The sequence below is a fragment of the Streptomyces sp. NPDC048389 genome (assembly GCF_040706335.1).
In the GTDB taxonomy this organism is placed as follows: Bacteria; Actinomycetota; Actinomycetes; order Streptomycetales; family Streptomycetaceae; genus Streptomyces.
In genome coordinates, this window is sequence record NZ_JBEZKP010000014.1 from 24,141 (window position 1) to 41,069 (window position 16,929).

Consider the following 16,929-nt stretch of genomic DNA (forward strand, 5'->3'; position numbering starts at 1 on the left):
TCGCGACGACCGTGAGAAACACGGCCGCGTCGGTGACTCCGGAGGCAGGCCGTCACGGCCGAGTACCGTGCCGCCCGCCCCGGCATGCCCGGATGCTCGCCGATCGCCGGAACGGACACCGAAGGACAGGGAGTTCGATCATGTGTCACCCCTCATGGGGCCGTGCACGCGCCGCTGCCGCGCAGCGCATGGGCGACCTCGCACGACTGCGACGCGTCCGCGACCGTATCGACCGGGAGTACGCGCAGCCGCTGAACGTCGAGACACTCGCCCGCGGCGAGCACATGTCCGCCGGGCACCTCAGCCGCCAGTTCCGGCTCGCCTACGGGGCATCGCCCTACACCTACCTGATGTCGCGTCGCATGGAACACGCGACGACGCTGCTGCGCCGTGGCGACCTCGGCGTCACCGAGGTCTGCTTCGCGGTCGGCTGCTCGTCGCTGGGCACCTTCAGCACGCGCTTCACCGAGCTGGTCGGGATGCCGCCCAGTGCCTACCGGCGCCGCACAGCGGGCGCCGCGGCGCGGATGCCGCCCCGTGTGGCGAGCAGGTGACAAGACCGATGCAGCCGGCCCTGCGCAGGCGCCGTGCCCTGGCGGGGGACGCCGGCATCTCTCCCGGCCGTGCTGATCGCACCCCATCGCACCCCATCGCACCGGCTCACGATCGGTGGAGCGGCCGGGCCACTCACCGACCCGGACGGTTTCGCACAAAGGCCGCGGCGCCAAAACCCACGCCCTGACGTGTCGCGGCAGCCTGCCGGGCGCCGGACCCGGTGTGGTGCGGCGTGCCGGGCCGATGGCCCGTGGCCGGCTCCCGGCGGCAATGTCAGTGCCCTGCCTTAGAGTCCACAGCAGTTGATCACTGCGGGTACAGGAGGCACACATGGGGTGGGTGTCGGCCGGCGGCTACGAAGTCGCTCTCGACGACGGCAAGATGGTGTGCCGCAATGCGGCGGGGCGGCGGTTGAAGTCCGTGCCCCCCAAGATCGCCGATGATCCGGCCGTTGTGGGCCTGCGTCAGCTCGTCGAGTGGCTGGAGCGGCACGAGCGCCGGTGTCTGGCGGACGTGGAACGGTGGATGGTTCGTTCGCTGCCGGTGCCGTTCGCCGTCCTCACGGGTGTGTGGTCCGATCCGGCCTGGCAGTCCGCGCTGCGCGACCTTGTCGTCACCGGGGCCGACGGCGAGGTGGCCGGCTTTCTTCGGGACGCCGACCCGGAGCGCGGTCTGGGTCTGGTCGACCTGGACGGCGACACCGTCCGCATCGCCCCCGCTCTTGTGCGCCTGCCGCACCCGGTGCTCCTCGACGACCTGGAGGAGCTGCGGGAGTTCGCCGTCGAGCTCGGTGTGGAGCAGAGCGCTCAGCAGTTGTTCCGTGAGGTGTGGCGGCGGCCCGCCGCGGTCGACGCCGAGGCCACGTCCGTAGAGGAGTACGCGGGCGGTGCGTTCAAGGAGCTGCGGTTCCTGCACGGCCGGGCGGCCCAGCTCGGTTACCGCGTGCGCGCGGGCCACGCCGTGTGCTCCGTGCTGGAGGAGGGCCGCGGTGTCGAGGCCCGGGTGTGGATCGGCGACTACGACGGTTACGAGGCGACGGAGACCGGTCCTCTGATGTTCACCGATCCTGCCGGCCGGGTGCTGACGTCGGGTCAGGTCGGGCCGGTGGCTTGGTCGGAGGGCATGCGCATGGCGGCCGCGCTGTACGCCGGGCGCGACATCGAGGACGAGGAGCAGGCGGCATGACGACGTACGACGAGACCCTTTCCGCTGCGCTGCTCGACGCGGGTGCCGTGCTGCCCCCGGCGACCACGGACCGGGAGGACGCCGATGTCCTGACCGTGCGCACGTACACCCATCCCGCGCTGGACGAGCGGAAGGTCGTCCGGCTGGTGCCGGGCATGCTGGGTGAGGCCGAGGACCTGGCCCTGGACTTCCTCGGACTGGTGCGGGAGCCGCAGACGCCCGAGGCCGGGCAGGTGCGTCGGGAGACGCTCGGCTTCCCCGCGTGGGCGCTGGTCAACGACCCGGCGAACGGACACCACGCGCTGGCACTGGTCAAGGACGTCGAGCGGCTCGCGCGGCAGGCCAAGTCCCGCCCCGGCACGGCAAAAGAGGGCTTCGAGGCGCTGGGCGACCGGCTGGGCCGCGCCGTGCCGCACTTTCTGCCCACGTTCTACGAGCAGGCCGCCCGCGTCTTCCTCCAGCATGAGAACACCACCTACGCGGCCGCCTTCTTCGGCAAGGCGCGCGAGGCCGAGCGGGTGCACGGACTGGCCGTGGACGAGGAGCGCCAGCGAGCGGTGTTCCTGGAGTTCGCCTTTGCGGGAGCGCTGACCGTCAAGGCACTCAAGGAGTACGTGAAGGCTCTCGCGACGCGGCTGAGTCCCGCCGCGGCATGGGCCCAGTTCCGGCAGCTCACCGTGGAGCGCTGCGCGGCCGGCATGCCGCCGTACGCCTCGCTGCCGCAGGACGCCCGCGGGCTGATCAAGGCGGCAGGGCTGGACCGGGTCACCGAGGAGTGCGCTCTGGTCGCCGACCTGCTCGCCTCCCCCGCGGCGGTCCGGGCCCCCGCGTCGTTCTGGAACGCGTACCGGGCGACGCTGTCCGTCCTGGCCGAGCAGCAGCCCGCCGTGCGGGTCCGGCTGCTGGAGATCATGCCGGCGGGGCTGGGCCGCTCCGCCGAAGGCGACGAGTTCTGGCTGGCGCTGCTGGCGGAGACGGGGGCCGAATCGCTGCTGACCGGCGAGGCCGGGGCGGCGGCGGAGGAGGTCGAGGCGGCGGACTGGCTCGGCCGTTGGGCCATGTACCGCAAGCACGGCAGCGCGGTGAGCGGGCGTTCGCCGGCCACGCTCGCGCTCGTCGAGCGGATGGCGCCGCGCCTGCGTTCCCAGGGCCGTCCGGTGGACCTCTTCACAGGTCGCTGGCAGCCCGGCGCCGATCTGGATCTGCTGGACCTCTGTGTCGCGAACGGCGTGCCGCTGACACTGCCCGGAGCTGACCGGGATGTCTTCCTGCCCTTGGACCAGTGGCTGCGGGAAAGGCTGCCGGGCCGGCGCGATCTGACCGCCACCGCCGCGGACGCGCGCTGCCGGCGCCTGCTGTACGGCGCCGTCGGTGCTCTCGGCGGCCATCGTCCCGACGCCGGGCTGCTGAAGAGCCTGGCCGGCCATCCCGTGCTCGCCGGCGTGTTGCGCGAGTGGCTGGACGACGCCGCGGCCGAACTGGTCTCCGCGGCCGGCCTGCCCGCGGCACGCACCGCGCTGGAGCGGATGCAGCCGTTCCGTACGGTCGCCGACGAAGTCGGTCCGGCCGCCGTCGCCCGGGTCGCCGCGCACGACGTCACGCCGCTGCTCGGCCGTACCCTGCGCGCCGGCCTCTTGGACGAACTGGGCTGGCCCGCCCTGGAAGAGGCACTGCGGCGGCTCGACGCCGAGACCCGGCACGACCGCGACGACACTCTGGCCGTCCACGAGGCGTGGCCCGCGCTGATCCTCTCCCGCAGGCACAAGGCGATCGTCGTCGGCCCGCGGGAGATCCTGCTGGAGCACGAGCTGCGCCTGCCCGTGGAGCTGAACCGGTGGCAGCGTCCGTCGTTCCGTTACACGGACGGTGAGCTGCTGGTGATGTGGCATCAGGACAGCAAGCAGGTCGGATACTGGTCGGCCCGTCCTGCCGAGGTGTTCCCACTCACCGGTGAACGACTCCCCGGTTGGTACGACTCCCGGGACGCCGGCACACCCTCCGTCCCGATGCCCGGTGGCGGCCGCGCCACCGGTGGCCGCGCGCTGCACGCGGGTGACACCGTCCTGCCGCCCGGCCGCCGCGTCCTCGGCGACGGCACCTCGTACTGGCGCGAGGGCAGGCAGGGCCGGCACCAGGTGTGGCTCGAGTACGACCCGGCCACCGGTACGCACGGGCGCGCTTCACTGCCCGCGTTCTTGCAGACCGGCATCCGGGAGGGCGCGACCCTGCTGCAGCAGCAGTGCTCGGTGCTGCCGTTGCAGCCCGGTCTCGAGGACAGCCCCCTCGGCACGGACGGTGTGGTTCTGGGCCACTGGGTGCGCACGGAGGGCGTCGGTGCGGAGGCCCGGACGACTGCCGGCACACCGGACGGGCGGACCGTCTGCCTGCGGGCCGACCGGGACCGGGTGCCGGGTGTTCCACTCGGCGCGCTGCGGCTGCCCGGTGGCGCCGAGCCCGTCGTCGTCTCCCTGTACCGGCAGGTCGCCCTGTACGCGGGGAGCGAGAACCCGGGCACCGCGGGGGCGTCCCCCGGAGCCGCCGCCGGGGCCGCCCGGGGCGCGGCGGTGGAGCTGGGCCGGGTGACGCCGCTCGAGCGGGGCGGCGAGTTCGCGGCCGGTACGCGGCTGGTCCCGCCGGTCGCCTTCTGGCATGCGCTGCGGCCGCGGGACGAGGCGGCGTCGGCGCTCCTGCGCACGTTGAGCGACGAGCGGGCGGGCGAGTTGCTGCGTGCGGGGGCCGAGGCGCTGGCGGAGCGCGCGGCGATGGTGGCTGCTGCCGGCGGCCCGTCGGCCGCCGGGAGCGGAGCCACCGCGACCGCCGACTCCGGCAAGCCCGTTGTGCCGACCGCCGACGCGTGCCTCCGCGAGGCCGTGTCCCGCTGCCTGCCTGACCTGACCGAGCCGCATCTGCTCACCGGTGTGGCCGCTCTGGTGCGTGCGGCACTGCGGCTCACCGAGTCGGCCGCCGTCTTCGTCGCACCTCCGGTGGAGCGGCCTCACGCAAACCGGCGGCACCTCGAGGGCATGTACGCGGACCTCAGCCCCGAACACGGCGACGACCGAACGCTGCAGGAGGCCGTCGCCGGCCTCACCAACCAACACGGCTGGTGGAGCGGGCAGCACTGGAGAACGCTGCGACAGATCCGCTCCGTGAACCACGTGCTGTCGGGCAGGCCCGCCGACGGCAGAGCGCTGCCCGAGCGCTGTCGCCTCACCGCGGGCGGATGGCAGAGCGACGACCGCACGATCCCGGGCATCGGCATGGTGTGGCCGTCCCTGCTGGACGTGCTGCGCCCGCTCGCCTACCGCGCGGCCTCCCCCCTCGTGTCAGAGGCGCACCGGGAGGCGCTGCTCCTACTGCTCGAGGCGATCGCGGACGGGCCGCTGGCCGCGCCGGGCGGCGCGCTGCGCGAGATCGTCCTGAGCGAGCCCCACGACAAGCAGGAGCGCGTCGGTCAGGTGCTGCGGAACAGCGGCCGTACCGTCGTCGTCCTCGACAGCCGGAACGTCGACCGGCAGAGCGGACGCGTGCACTGGCTGGCGCTGGACCACGATCCGGCCGGACGGTTCGGCGCGGTCGCCCACTTCACGCTGGAGCAGGAGACCGCGCACCCCCCGGTGTTCCCCGCCGACGCGCTCACCGCCGTGACGCGGCTGATCCGCGACAAGGGCGCCGCGCCCTGGCAGCCCGAGGCGTCCGACACCCTCGCCCAGGCGACCGACGGCGGGCTGGGCCCCCTTCAGGCTGCCCTGCTGCTCGCCGGCGTCCCTGCGGAGATCTCCACCGAGACGCTCGCGACGATCGGCCTGAAACCGCGTCAGAGGGATCTGGGCAACGGCCTGCTGGCCTCCCTGCGCTCCGGGGACCGTACGGCACTGATCGGCGCCCTGCTGCCCGAGACGCCCGGCGATCTGTGGACGTCCGGCCCGGACACGGCTGCGGCAGGCCGCGTGTGGGCCGAGCGGCTCGGCGGGTTCGTCCGGCTGCCCGAGGACATCGCGGCCGACCTCGACGTCGCGGGCGTGCCCGCCGGCTCTGCCGAGGCGGTGCTCAACCCGCGGCGTACACCCTGGCTCAGCCGCACCACGGTCCAACGCCCCGACCAGGACGGCGAACTCGTCCCGGCGGACCCGGCGGCACTGCCGGGGCACTACGGCCTGACGCGTGCCGTGAACACACTGGCCGCACTGGCCTACGGCCTGCCCTACGGCCACCCGCTGCGCGCCGTCCTCCCCGAGGGTCTCGCCGCGCTGCGCCGCCGCATCGCCGACCCCGGCCTGCTGCTCGATCTCGGCATCAGCTGGGCGGAGAAGGGACAGGCCGCACCCCCACTCCGCAAGGCGTACGGCTTGCCCGCCACCGGGGGCGCCGACGCGGACGGCCTGACCCGGCTGGGCGAGGCGCTGGTCCTGCGCCCCCGGTACGGCGACCAGGAAGCCGTTCTGGTGCGCCCGGCCGGGCTCGACGGTCCTGATGACGCAGTGTTCGGTCTGGTGGAAGGGCTCGTGGGGGCCGGGCGCGGGGCGGGGCTGCGGGTCCTGCGGACAATCCTCGGAGAGGACCTTGTCCGCGCGGTCACGGCCGGAACCGATCCCGAAGAGCCGTCCGTCGGTTACGCGCAGGACCCCATGGCCGGCGTGCCCGAGCTGGTCGGCGAGGTCGCCGGAGCCCACGGCCTGAGCGAGGACGCGGCGGCCCTCTACCTCCAGTTGCTGGCCCTGCCCGACCCCACGGACCGCAACTGCGCCCGCTGGACCGGGTGGAGGCCCGCACGGATGAAGAAGGCCCGTGCCGAGCTCGCGGCCACCGATCTGGTCGTCGAGGCCAGGCGGCCGCGTGCCGGGCGCACCCTCTTCCTGCGCGGCGGCTGGCTCGACCTCAAGGCCCCCGCACTGCCGGTGGAGATCTGGAAGGAGGGCCTCTACCCCGTGACGCCCCGTTCCCGCGCGGTGCCGCTGGTGCCGGTGCCGGAGCTGTTCCACCGTGCGGCGGCCCGCGTCCGTGCCGGTGACCCCCCGGCCTACGAGGAGCTCACCACCCGCGCGACGCGGGGGGGCCGCCGCCGATGACCACCGCCCCACTTCGACCGGAAGAACACGCGACGATGACCGCCACCCTGTCCACCGCTCCTCCCGCCGATTTCACCCGCCAGATCGTTCCGCCCGAGGACCGGCACGCCGTCGAACTGGCCTTCCTCGCCGCCTACGACGACGGGCCGCGTCCGCCCGCGTGGCGGCTCACTCCTCGCGCGGTCGTCACGTTCGTCATGGGCAGCGACGGCCGGGCCCTGAAGCTGCCCGACGGTGCCGCCGTGCCCGACGGGGTGCCGCGCCGCCTTGCGGTCGAAGGCAAGTTCGTCGGCGACCGGGCCCTGGTCGAGCGGTGTGTGGTGACTCTCGCCGGCGAACGCGGTCTACTCCTCGTCGGCGAGCCCGGCACCGCCAAGTCCATGCTGTCGGAGCTGCTGTCGGCCGCGGTGTGCGGCACCAGCGGCCTGGTCGTGCAGGGCACGGCGGGCACGACGGAGGACCAGCTGAAGTACGGCTGGAACTACGCCCTGCTGCTGGCCCAGGGGCCCAGTCGGCAGGCGCTGGTGCCCTCGCCGGTGCTGACCGCGATGCGCCGGGGCGCCGTCGCCCGGGTCGAGGAGGTCACCCGCTGTCTGCCCGAAGTTCAGGACTCGCTGGTGTCGTTGCTCTCAGAGCGGCGCATCGCCGTGCCCGAGCTGGCAGGAACCGAGGACGCCCTGGCGCACGCGGCGCCGGGCTTCAGCCTCATCGCCACCGCCAACCTGCGGGACAAGGGCGTCTCCGAGATGTCCGCGGCCCTCAAGCGCCGCTTCAACTTCGAGACCGTCGGCCCCATCGCGGACCTGGACGCCGAGACCGCTCTGGTGCGCAGTCAGGCCCGGGCGTCCGTCGAACGGACCGGGGCGCCCTTCCAGGTCGACGACGCCGTGCTCGAGGCCCTTGTCACCGCCTTCCGGGACCTGCGTGAGGGCCGGTCTGCGGAGGGCTGGGAGGTGGAGCGGCCGTCGACGGTGATGAGCACCGCGGAGGCCGTGTCCGTCGCGGGCGCGCTGGCTCTCGCGGCGGCGTACTTCCCCGGGGACCGTGACGTCCTGGGCCTCCTGCCGGGGCATCTGCTGGGTGTCGTTCGCAAGGACGACCCCGCCGACGCTGCCCGGCTGCGCGGGTACTGGGACGGCCCCGTCCGGCGCCGCGCCGAGCAGGGCTCTGCCACCTGGCGCACCCTGTGGGACCTGCGTACGGTCCTGGAGGGCTGACACCGTGTCCTTCTCTCCCGCCGCCCGGACCGGCGCTCCGGACGAGGCGCTCGCGGCGCTCACCGATCCGGCGGCGCCCTACCTCATCGGTGTACGGCATCACGCGCCCTCGCTGGCCGCCGCCGTGCCCGTGCTGCTGGACGAGGCGAAACCGGATGTGCTGCTGGTCGAGCTTCCGGCCGAGATGCAGCAGTGGCTGCCGTGGCTCGGGCACGAGGAGACGCGTGCCCCGGTCGCCCTGGCCGCCGCTCCCGGTCACGGCGGCGGGCAGAGCCCCGCCTTCTATCCGTTCGCCGATTTCTCGCCCGAGCTGGCCGCCGTACGCTGGGCCGCCCGGCGTGACGTCCCCGTGATCGCCTGCGATCTGCCGCTCGCCGACCGGGCGTGGGACGAGGGACGGCGTGGCACGGCGCCGGGCTCGGGCGGTCATGGACTCACCACGGCCCTGCGCGCCAGGCTCTCCGGCCGCGTCGGCGACGACCTCTGGGATCGGCTCGTCGAAGCGACCGCCCCGGGCTCGCCACCCGAGGCCCTGCGCCGGGCGGCCCTGCTCACCGGCTGGGCCCTGCGCGAGGAAGCGGCCTCCTCGGACGGGGTGCCGGAGCTGGATCTGCGGCGCGAGCAGTGGATGCGGTCCCACCTGGCCCTGGCCACGGCAAGGGGGCAGCGGGCCGCCGCGGTGGTCGGCGCCTTCCACGCTCCGGCACTGCTCCACCCTGGGTCCGGGGACGCGTCGGAAGCGGCCGAGCACCCGGCGGCGGTCGACGAGACCGCACCACAGACCGCGCCTGCCGAGTCCGGCGCAGCCCGCCCGGCCTGGACGACCTCCCTCATTCCTTACACCTACGCCCTCCTGGACGAGCGGTCCGGCTACCCGGCGGGCATCCGGGATCCCGAGTGGCAGGACATGGTGCTGCGGGCGGCGGGTGATCCGGCCGCGCTGGAGGAGGCGTTGACGCGGGCAGCCGTGCGGGTGTGCGCGCAACTGCGTGACCTCGGTCATCCGTCGGGGCCTGCCGACGCACGCGAGATCATCCGGCTCGCCTCCGACCTCGCCCGCCTGCGCCGACTGCCCGCCGCGGGCCGCGGTGAGCTGGTCGAAGCCGTGCAGACGGTCCTCGCGCAGGGCGAACCGTACGGGCGGGGGCGGGCCGTGGCCCAGGCCATGGAACGGGTCCTCGTCGGCACTCGCACCGGCCGCCCCGCCCCGGGTGCGCCGCGCAGCGGTCTCGCCCCCGCGGTCGAGGCCGAGGTGGCAGCCCTGGGCCTGCCCGGCCCCGAGGCGGCGGGTCCCGGTGCGGCCCGGGACCTGCGTCTGGACCCGCTCCGGTCCGACCTCGACCGGCGCCGGCAACTGCTGCTGCAGCGGCTGACGGTGTGCGCAGTACCCTACGGCGAGGCCAAGGAGGTCCTCGCCGCGGGCGGCGCCGAGGCTCTCACCTCGCGCTGGGAGGTGCGCTGGACGCCCGCGACGGCGGCCATGCTGACGGCAGCCGGCGTGCGCGGTGTCACGCCCGCCCAGGCGGCCGAGGGGGTGCTGCGCGAGCGGCGGCGCGCCGAGCTGGACGCGGGCGGGACGACGTCGGCGCAGACCCTGGACGGCCTCGCGAAGGCGGCGGCGTGCGGCCTGCCCGCTCTCGCGGACGAGCGCATCGAGGACATCGCCGAAGTGCTTCCGCTGTCCGCCGCCCTGTCCGAGCTGCTCGCCGGACTGGCGCTTCTGGACCGGCTACGGGCCGGTCACGTTCCGGGGCTCGACGCCGACGCCGCCCGTAGTGCCCGGGCCGCCGCCGTGGCCGAACAGCTCACGACGGCCGCAGTGCGGCAGGTCGACGGCCTCACGGGGTCGGAGGACCCCACGGACGCCGGCGCCCTGCTCGAACTCGCCCACCGTGCGGACCTGCTGGGCGGTATCCGGCTCACCGACGCCCTGGCCCGCCTGGCCGCCGACGGCTCTCCGCTGATGCGTGGCGCCGCCGGAGCGGTACGCGTGCTGCTCGGACAAGAGGACCCGCGCGGCTTCGGCGACCGGGTGGCATCCTGGGTCGACGGGGCCACCGACCCCGACGCGCGCTCCGCGCTCACCGCCCGGCTCAGCGGGCTGCTGGCCGCCGCCGGCCCCCTGCTGGAGGCTGCGGCACCCGCCCTGGAGCCCCTGCTCGACCGCGTCTGCGAGCTGTCCGACCGGGAGTTCCTCGAGCGGCTTCCCGCGCTGCGCGGCGGGTTCGACACACTGAGCCCAGCCGCCCGCGACCGCCTCCTGGCGGTCGTCGAGGAGCGCCTCGACGCCCCGGGCCTCGCCGACACCAACGGTGTCGACCCGGCCGCCCTCGCCGTCTGGACCCGGGCGGACCTGACGGCCCGGGACAGCCTGCGGTCACTGGGTCTGCTGCCCCCGCCGGGTGGCACCGCAGCCGGTGCACCGGCCCTGCATGCCGCCACGGCCTCCGACACCGCACCGGCTTCCGCGTCCGCAGACACCGCACCGGCCGCCCGTGCCCCCGCGGCCTCCGACACCGCACCGGCTTCCTCGGCCTCCCCCGAGGGCCAGGAGCGCTTCCTGGGCCCGGCCGACCGCTGGCGGCTGGTCCTCGGCCGTCGCACGGACCGGCTTCCCCCGTCCGCCGCCCCCTTGGCGACCGCTCTCGACGAGTTGTACGGCACCGGGCGCGGGGAAGGCAGCAGAGGAGACCTCGGCGGGGCGGGCGGCGGCCGGGAGGTGCCCTATCCCGGGGTACGGGAGTGGTCGCAGGAACTGGCGGCGCTGTTCGGACCGGGCATCCGCGAAGAAGTTCTGGCGGCCGCCGCAGCGTCGGGACGGCAGGACGTCCTCGGCGAGTTGGACGCGGACGGCGTGCGGCCCTCGGTCGACCTGCTGCGTACCGTACTGCGGCACGCGGGCGGACTTCCCGAGGCCCGGCTCGCCGCACTGCGCCCGCTCGTGCGGCGACTGGTCGACGCGCTGACCCGCCAACTCGCCACGCGGCTGCGCCCCGCCCTGCACGGCACCGCCCTGCCGCGGCCCGGCCGCCGGCCCGGTGGCGGCCTGGACCTGCCCCGCACCCTGCGCGCCAACCTGGCGACCGCACAGCGCGGCCCCGACGGCACGGTCCGGGTCGTCCCCGAGCGGCCCGTCTTCCGTACGCGTGCCAGGCGGGCCGCCGACTGGCGGCTGGTCCTGGTCACCGACGTGTCGGGGTCCATGGAGGCGTCCACCGTCTGGGCCGCGCTGACCGCCTCGGTGCTTGCCGGGGTACCGACGCTGTCCACGCACTTCCTCGCCTTCTCCACCGAGGTCCTCGACCTGACGGGGCACATCGACGACCCGCTGTCCCTGCTCCTGGAGGTCAGTGTCGGCGGCGGCACCCACATCGCGGCCGGACTGCGGCACGCACGCGAACTGGTCACCGTGCCGTCGCGCACCTTGGTCGTGGTCGTCAGCGACTTCGAGGAGGGCTACCCGCTGGGCGGGCTCCTCGCCGAGGTGCGCGCGCTGGTCGGGGCGGGGTGCCATGTCCTGGGCTGCGCAAGCCTCGACGACACCGGCCGGCCCCGGTACTCCACGGGAGTCGCGGGACAGCTCGTGGCCGCCGGTATGCCCGTCGCCGCCCTCAGTCCGCTCGAACTCGCCCGCTGGGTAGGGGAGAAGACCGCATGAGCCCGGAACTGCCTCCGGTCGCCCCGTCCGTCACCGCCGAACTCGTCGGGGCCCTGTCACCCCGGCTGCGCAAGCGGCTCGACGCGGGCGTCGCCAAACTCGCGGCGCGCCCGGCCGTCCGGGACGGCGACACCGTACGCATCGCCGTCGACGACGGCACCGACCTCGAAATCCACGCCCCCGGCGGGGTGGTGACCGGCACGGACGCGATCCGCTGCGGATGCCTGCTGGCCCCCGACTGCCTGCACCGCGCCGCCGCGGCCTCGGCGGCACCGGTCGCGGACGGGACTCCCACCGCGGACGGGGCCCCGGCCCCGGACGCCGTGGAGGAAACCGCCTCGCCCGACGGGGACGCCCCTGAGGGAGCGACGCCGGAAACCGCCACCGCCGAACAGCGCACCGCCGCACGGGTGCTGTACGACGCCGCGGCCACCGTGCTCGAGGCGGGTACGGACGGAGCCGGCGCCGTGCTCCAGGCGGAGCTGCTGCGGGCCGCGCACTCCGCGCGGCTCGCGGGCCTCCCCCGGGCCTTTGCCGCGGCGGTCTCCGTGGTCACCGCGGTGCGCGCGGCCCGCTCCGCCGACCCCGCCCACCGCCTCACCGACCTGGCCGGCGCCCACCGGGACGTCCTCACCGTCACCCACCGGCTGCCGCAGACCACGGGAGGGGACCTGACCCGACTGCGCGGCACGGCGCGGCAGCCGTACCGCCCGGACGGCTCACTGCGCCTGTACGGGCTCTTCTCCGAACCGGTGCTCACAGCGACCGGATACGCGGGTGCGGTGACCTGGACCGCCGACTCCGAGGGCCGCCTCCACACGGTCGCCGACGTGGCACCGGGCGGCCCCGGACGGGCGTCCGGGGCCGCCGACCGGGCCGTACGGATCGGCGACACCGCCCTGACGCATCGTGAACTGTCCCGTGCGGGCCTCGCCGTCTCCGGCGCCACCGTCTCGCCCACCGGCCGACTCGGCGCGGGGGCCGGGGTACGGGCGGTGCGCGCCTCCGGCGTCGCGTGGCACGCGGACCCGCTGGACCGGCTGTGGGCGGTTCCTGTCGCCCAGCAGGTCGCCCGGGCCCTCGACGGCGGCCACGACCTGCTGTTCCTCGATGTGACACTCTCTGGCACGGCCCGGGAGACGACGGGCGACTGCCTTCTGGCCGACAGCGACGGCCTGACCCTCCGGCTCGTCACGGCGCACGACAGCCCCGCCCTCCCCTATCGCGACAACCTCCGCCTCCTGGCCGCGGCCCCGGGCAGCCGGCTGCGGATCATCGCCCGTCTGACGCCGGGACCGCTCCCGCGCGCCCTGCTGCTCGCCGCCGAGCATCCCAGCGACCCCACCGCCCGGGTGGACCTCGGTCTGGACCGCCTCCAGCACGCGGACCTGCCCGCGCGGAGGATGCCACCCGTCACTGCCGCCGTGCCCGCCGTGGACGAAGCCCCGCTGCACCTGCTGCGGCGCCGCGTGCACCAGGCGGTCTCCGGAGGCCGCCGCGTCCTGGCCCTGCCCCGGAATGGTTCCGGTGACAGTGCCCGCCTCCGCCGGGTCGGCCTCACCACGGCGGGCGACCTGCTCGACGACCTCCACGCCGCCGCCGCGGACCGCTCCCGCGACGTCTTCGGTCGGCTGCTCCCGACGGACCCGGGCCGCTTCGCACGCGCGTGGCTGGCCGCCGCCGTCTACACCGACGAGGTGGAGCGGTCGTTGTGCGCAGCCGCGTGGAGCGCGTAGCGGTGACGTGCCGCCCCCTGCCGGCGATCGGACGGCCCGTCGACCGGCAGGGGCGCTGAACGGCTCGGCGCCGCTCTGTCCTTCGTCGTCCGCCGCTCTATCCTTCGTCGTCCGGCGCGTATCGCACGGCGGGAACGCCGTCCCCGGTCGGCAGTGCCTGTGACAGCCGCGGCAGCAGCTGCGCCGTGAGCAGGGTCGACAGGGCGGAGGTGTCACCGCTGCCCGGGCCGTCCGTACGGATCACCACCGGCTGCGGGGCGTGGGTGGCCAGCTCCGCGCCGACCTCCAGCCGGCGACGCGCCAGTTCGTACTGGAGCACCGCGGCGTTGTCCCGGTACGCCTGGGCGAGGGCGCGCTGCGCGCGGGCCTCGTTCTCGGCGGAGATGAGTCCGCTGCGTCCGCGCGTCTCGATCTCGAAACGCACGCGCTGCGCGTTGGTCTCCTGCTCCTCCAGCAGCTGCGCCACCGCCTCGCGCGCCCGGTTCAGCGCGGCCTTCACCTCGACGATGCGGGCGTCGCGGACCTTCTTGGCCCGCTCGATGTCCATGCCGAGACTGTCGATACGGCGCTTGCGGGTCAGACCCCACTCCTGCTCGTACGCGTGGCGTTCCTTCGCGACGCGCTCCCGTGTGGCGAGATGCTGCTGGTACTGGGTCGGCAGCTGCACGTCCGGGATGTTGCAGCCGGTGATGCGGACCCCGTAGCGGGACAGCTGGCGGTTGAGCAGCTCCTGCATGTCGGCGACGTCCGAACCGCGCAGGTCGTAGGCCCTCTCCGTACGCATCTGGCGCGCCCGCTGCCGGATCGCGTCCTGGACTGCGCTGGAGAGCACGAGGTCGAAGTTGCCCGCGCCGATGGTCCTCACGAACAGCACCGCGTCGGTGATACGGAACTTCAGGAAGAACTCGATCGACCGCAGCGGCACGTTCTCCCGGGTCGGGCAGGCCATGACGGGGGCGGAGTACGGGATCTCGGTGGCGGTGTCCACCACGAAGTCGACCCGTGACCACGGGTGCCACAGGTAGTGGCGGCCGGCCTGCAGGGTGTTGGTGACCGCGCCGTAGCGGGTCAGCACACCATTCGTGCCCTGCTCGATCTCCACGATCGAGGAGCGCCACCACCACAGGGCGCCCGCGAGCAGAAGCACGCAGCCGCCGGCGTAACCGAGGGTGGCGAGGGCACCGTAGGCGAGGTCGGCGACGTCGCTGCCCTCCGATTCCGCCTCCGCCTCCCGCAGGGTGAGCATCACGCCGGACAGAACGGCGAAGGCGCCGAGCCAGAGCGGGAGCATCCACCAGAGCCGGCGGCGGTGACGGGGAATGATGACCGGGATCAAGGTGCCGGCCTCGCCGCCGCGCAGCAGTTGCGCGATCTCGCTCCAGGGGGCGACCGCTTCGGAGATGACCGACCTGCGGTTCATACGTGCGGTGCTCACAGGGCGCCCTCCTCAGGCTCGGACGGGGTCGGGGACTCGGCAGGGGACCCGGCCGGGGACTCGGAGCCGGACTCGTGCTCGGCGCCGGGGCCGGAAGGCTCCGGCGTTCCGGGTTCGTCGCCCCGGACGGGCGATACCACCGGCCGGTCGGCCTCCAGCAGAGCGCTGATCTCCGTCTCGCGCTCCGCGATGCGAGCGGCGACCTCGGTCAGCCGGGCTCGCATGGTGGCCATGTCCGCGTCCGTGAACAGCTCCGTCCCGTGCTCGCCGATCAGCTCCTTGGCGAGTTGCAGGAAGTCGACTCCCGCGGACTCCCCGTGCTCCCCTGGGCCACCGATCCGCACCAGCCGCGGAAGGTGGTCCGCGACCTGCTCCAGGGTGTCCAGCACCTGCTGCTGGTAGCGGTACTCCAGGATCTCCGGTGCCTCGGCGGCCGTCACCGCGCGGATGTCGAGGGCCTGCGCCTCCAGGAGCGCCGCGTTGGCCTTCGCCTCCGACTCGGCCTGCACGTACCGCTGGCGGGCCAGCGCCTCGGCCCGGTTGGTCTCCCGCTCCACCGCGGTGTCCATCTGCGCCTGGTACTGCGCGATGTCCGCCTGGATCGCCGAGAGCGTCTCCTGGCGGGTCGCCAGCTCCTTGGTCAGGTCGCCCTCGTCCTGCTCCTTGCGGAGCTGGAGGGCGTACTCGTGGGTGTACGCCTCTTTCGCCACACGCACCATCTCGGGTGATGCCAGGTCCATGCGGTAGGCGCGGTCGGACGGCTCGGCGTGTGTGATGTTGGCGTTCGTCAGCTCCACGGCCGGCCGGAACTGCTGGTTCAGTTGCTCGATCAGGCGCCCGGTGTCCTCGCCGACCATGTCGTAGATGGCGGCGGCCTCCTGCTCGTAGATGAGGCTGCGGATGGTCTCGCTCACCGCGTTGCTCAGCTTCTCCTCGAAGCCCCGCACTGCGCCCAGCGTGTAGACGAACTCGGTGGGGTCGCTGATCCGGAACTGGATGAACAGGTCGATCGACGCCTTCACCCCGCCCTTGGTCGGCGCCTCGCGAACCGGTGCGTTGAACGGGTACTCGCGGGTGGTGTTGACGATGTACGAGACGCGCTTCCACGGGCTCAGCAGGATCACCCGGCCGGGGCCCACCACCTTTTCCAGCTTGCCGAAGCGGGTGATCAGCGCCTGGCAGCCGTCCGGGACCATCACCATGCCCTGGCGCGCCCAGACGAAGGCGACGGCCAGCACGGAGATCACCCAGTAGTGGATACCGAAGAGGGGGTGGGTGAGCAGGCCGTCTCCGGCCGCCGCGACGACGGCCGAGGCGACGGCGCCGAGCACGAGCAGCGACACGACCGGCAGCATGCTCAGGAAGGAGCGGCCGCGCGGCATCACCATCGGGCAGATGGCGTGCACCTGCTCGCCGTCCTCCTTTCGCTGTTCGCTGCGGTTGAGGGCCTCGCCCGCCTCGTCCAGCGGGACGGTCTTCTGCGCCATGACGGTGGCGATACTGCCGCCCTGTTCCCGGGCGGCGGGGAAGTCACCGGGGTCCATGCCCTCGTCCTGCGTCCCCTGACCGGTCTGGGCACCGGCCGCACCGGACTGCCGCCGGCCTCCGTCGTCACCGCTGCCACCGCTCGCACCGCCGGCGCGGCGGCGCAGCGTCTGCTCGGCGATCTCTTGCGGGCTCGCGCCTCCCGCGTACGCCCGTGCGGCTTCCCGCAGGTTCTGGGTCCGTGCCACGTTTCCCCCTTCGCTCTTGCTATCTACGGCCATCCCACACCATGGCCCCCGGCCGGGTACAGGGCAGGGTAGTCGTTTGCCGCGCGTTCCCGGCCCGGGGCAGGCACGGGACGCCGACGCGTACAGGCAGCGGGACGCAGCGAACGATGCGTCAACCGGCGCCACCGATAGGGCGTTTGGCCATGCGAACGGACACGCTCACCATCGCCTGGCAGGCCGCACTCACACCCCCGCGGCCATCCTCCTGCGGGTCCGCGCCCGGTCAGGGACCGGTCCGGCGACAGCGCGCGGGTCGGTCGAGTCGGAGTGTCACACAGGCAGTGCAGCCGGACGGCAGACCA

8 protein-coding genes are annotated in these 16,929 nt (G+C 74.2%); 6 read left to right on the forward strand and 2 right to left on the reverse strand.

Translation table 11 applies throughout. The features are described 5' to 3' along the window. Window positions 1-140: 140 nt before the first annotated feature. The 6 genes from AB0903_RS13145 (at window position 141) to AB0903_RS13170 (ending at window position 13,420) form a co-directional block, all read left to right on the forward strand. The gene (locus tag AB0903_RS13145) at window positions 141-554 is read left to right on the forward strand and encodes a helix-turn-helix transcriptional regulator (protein ID WP_366702056.1); all 414 of its coding nucleotides are present in this window, start codon (window positions 141-143) and stop codon (window positions 552-554) included. Window positions 555-885: 331 nt separating this feature from the next. Next, window positions 886-1,740 carry a DUF4132 domain-containing protein gene (locus AB0903_RS13150; RefSeq protein WP_366702058.1) on the forward strand — a complete coding sequence of 285 codons (855 nt, stop codon included), beginning with the start codon at window positions 886-888 and terminating at the stop codon, window positions 1,738-1,740. Then, window positions 1,737-6,809, forward strand: a complete 5,073-nt coding sequence (locus AB0903_RS13155) for a hypothetical protein (RefSeq protein ID WP_366702060.1) — start codon at window positions 1,737-1,739, stop codon at window positions 6,807-6,809. Before AB0903_RS13150 ends, AB0903_RS13155 begins: the two co-directional genes overlap by 4 nt. A gap of 35 nt (window positions 6,810-6,844) precedes the next feature. After that, on the forward strand, window positions 6,845-8,026 hold the full coding sequence (locus tag AB0903_RS13160) for an AAA family ATPase (protein WP_366702062.1): 1,182 nt from the start codon (window positions 6,845-6,847) through the stop codon (window positions 8,024-8,026). Window positions 8,027-8,030: 4 nt separating this feature from the next. Continuing rightward, window positions 8,031-11,684: a DUF5682 family protein gene (locus AB0903_RS13165; RefSeq protein ID WP_366702064.1), complete on the forward strand. Its 3,654-nt coding sequence runs from the start codon at window positions 8,031-8,033 to the stop codon at window positions 11,682-11,684. Next, complete coding sequence (locus AB0903_RS13170; protein ID WP_366702066.1) at window positions 11,681-13,420, forward strand: hypothetical protein; 1,740 nt, start codon at window positions 11,681-11,683, stop codon at window positions 13,418-13,420. The genes AB0903_RS13165 and AB0903_RS13170 overlap by 4 nt, the downstream gene beginning before the upstream one ends. Before the next feature lie 97 nt (window positions 13,421-13,517). Here the strand turns inward: AB0903_RS13170 and AB0903_RS13175 are convergent, their stop codons facing one another. Further along, window positions 13,518-14,855, reverse strand: coding sequence for an SPFH domain-containing protein (locus AB0903_RS13175; RefSeq protein ID WP_366702068.1), 1,338 nt, complete (start codon window positions 14,853-14,855; stop codon window positions 13,518-13,520). After that, window positions 14,852-16,588 (reverse strand): SPFH domain-containing protein, encoded by a 1,737-nt coding sequence (locus tag AB0903_RS13180; protein ID WP_366702070.1) that lies wholly within the window; start codon window positions 16,586-16,588, stop codon window positions 14,852-14,854. Before AB0903_RS13180 ends, AB0903_RS13175 begins: the two co-directional genes overlap by 4 nt. Between the last annotated feature and the right edge of the window lie 341 nt (window positions 16,589-16,929).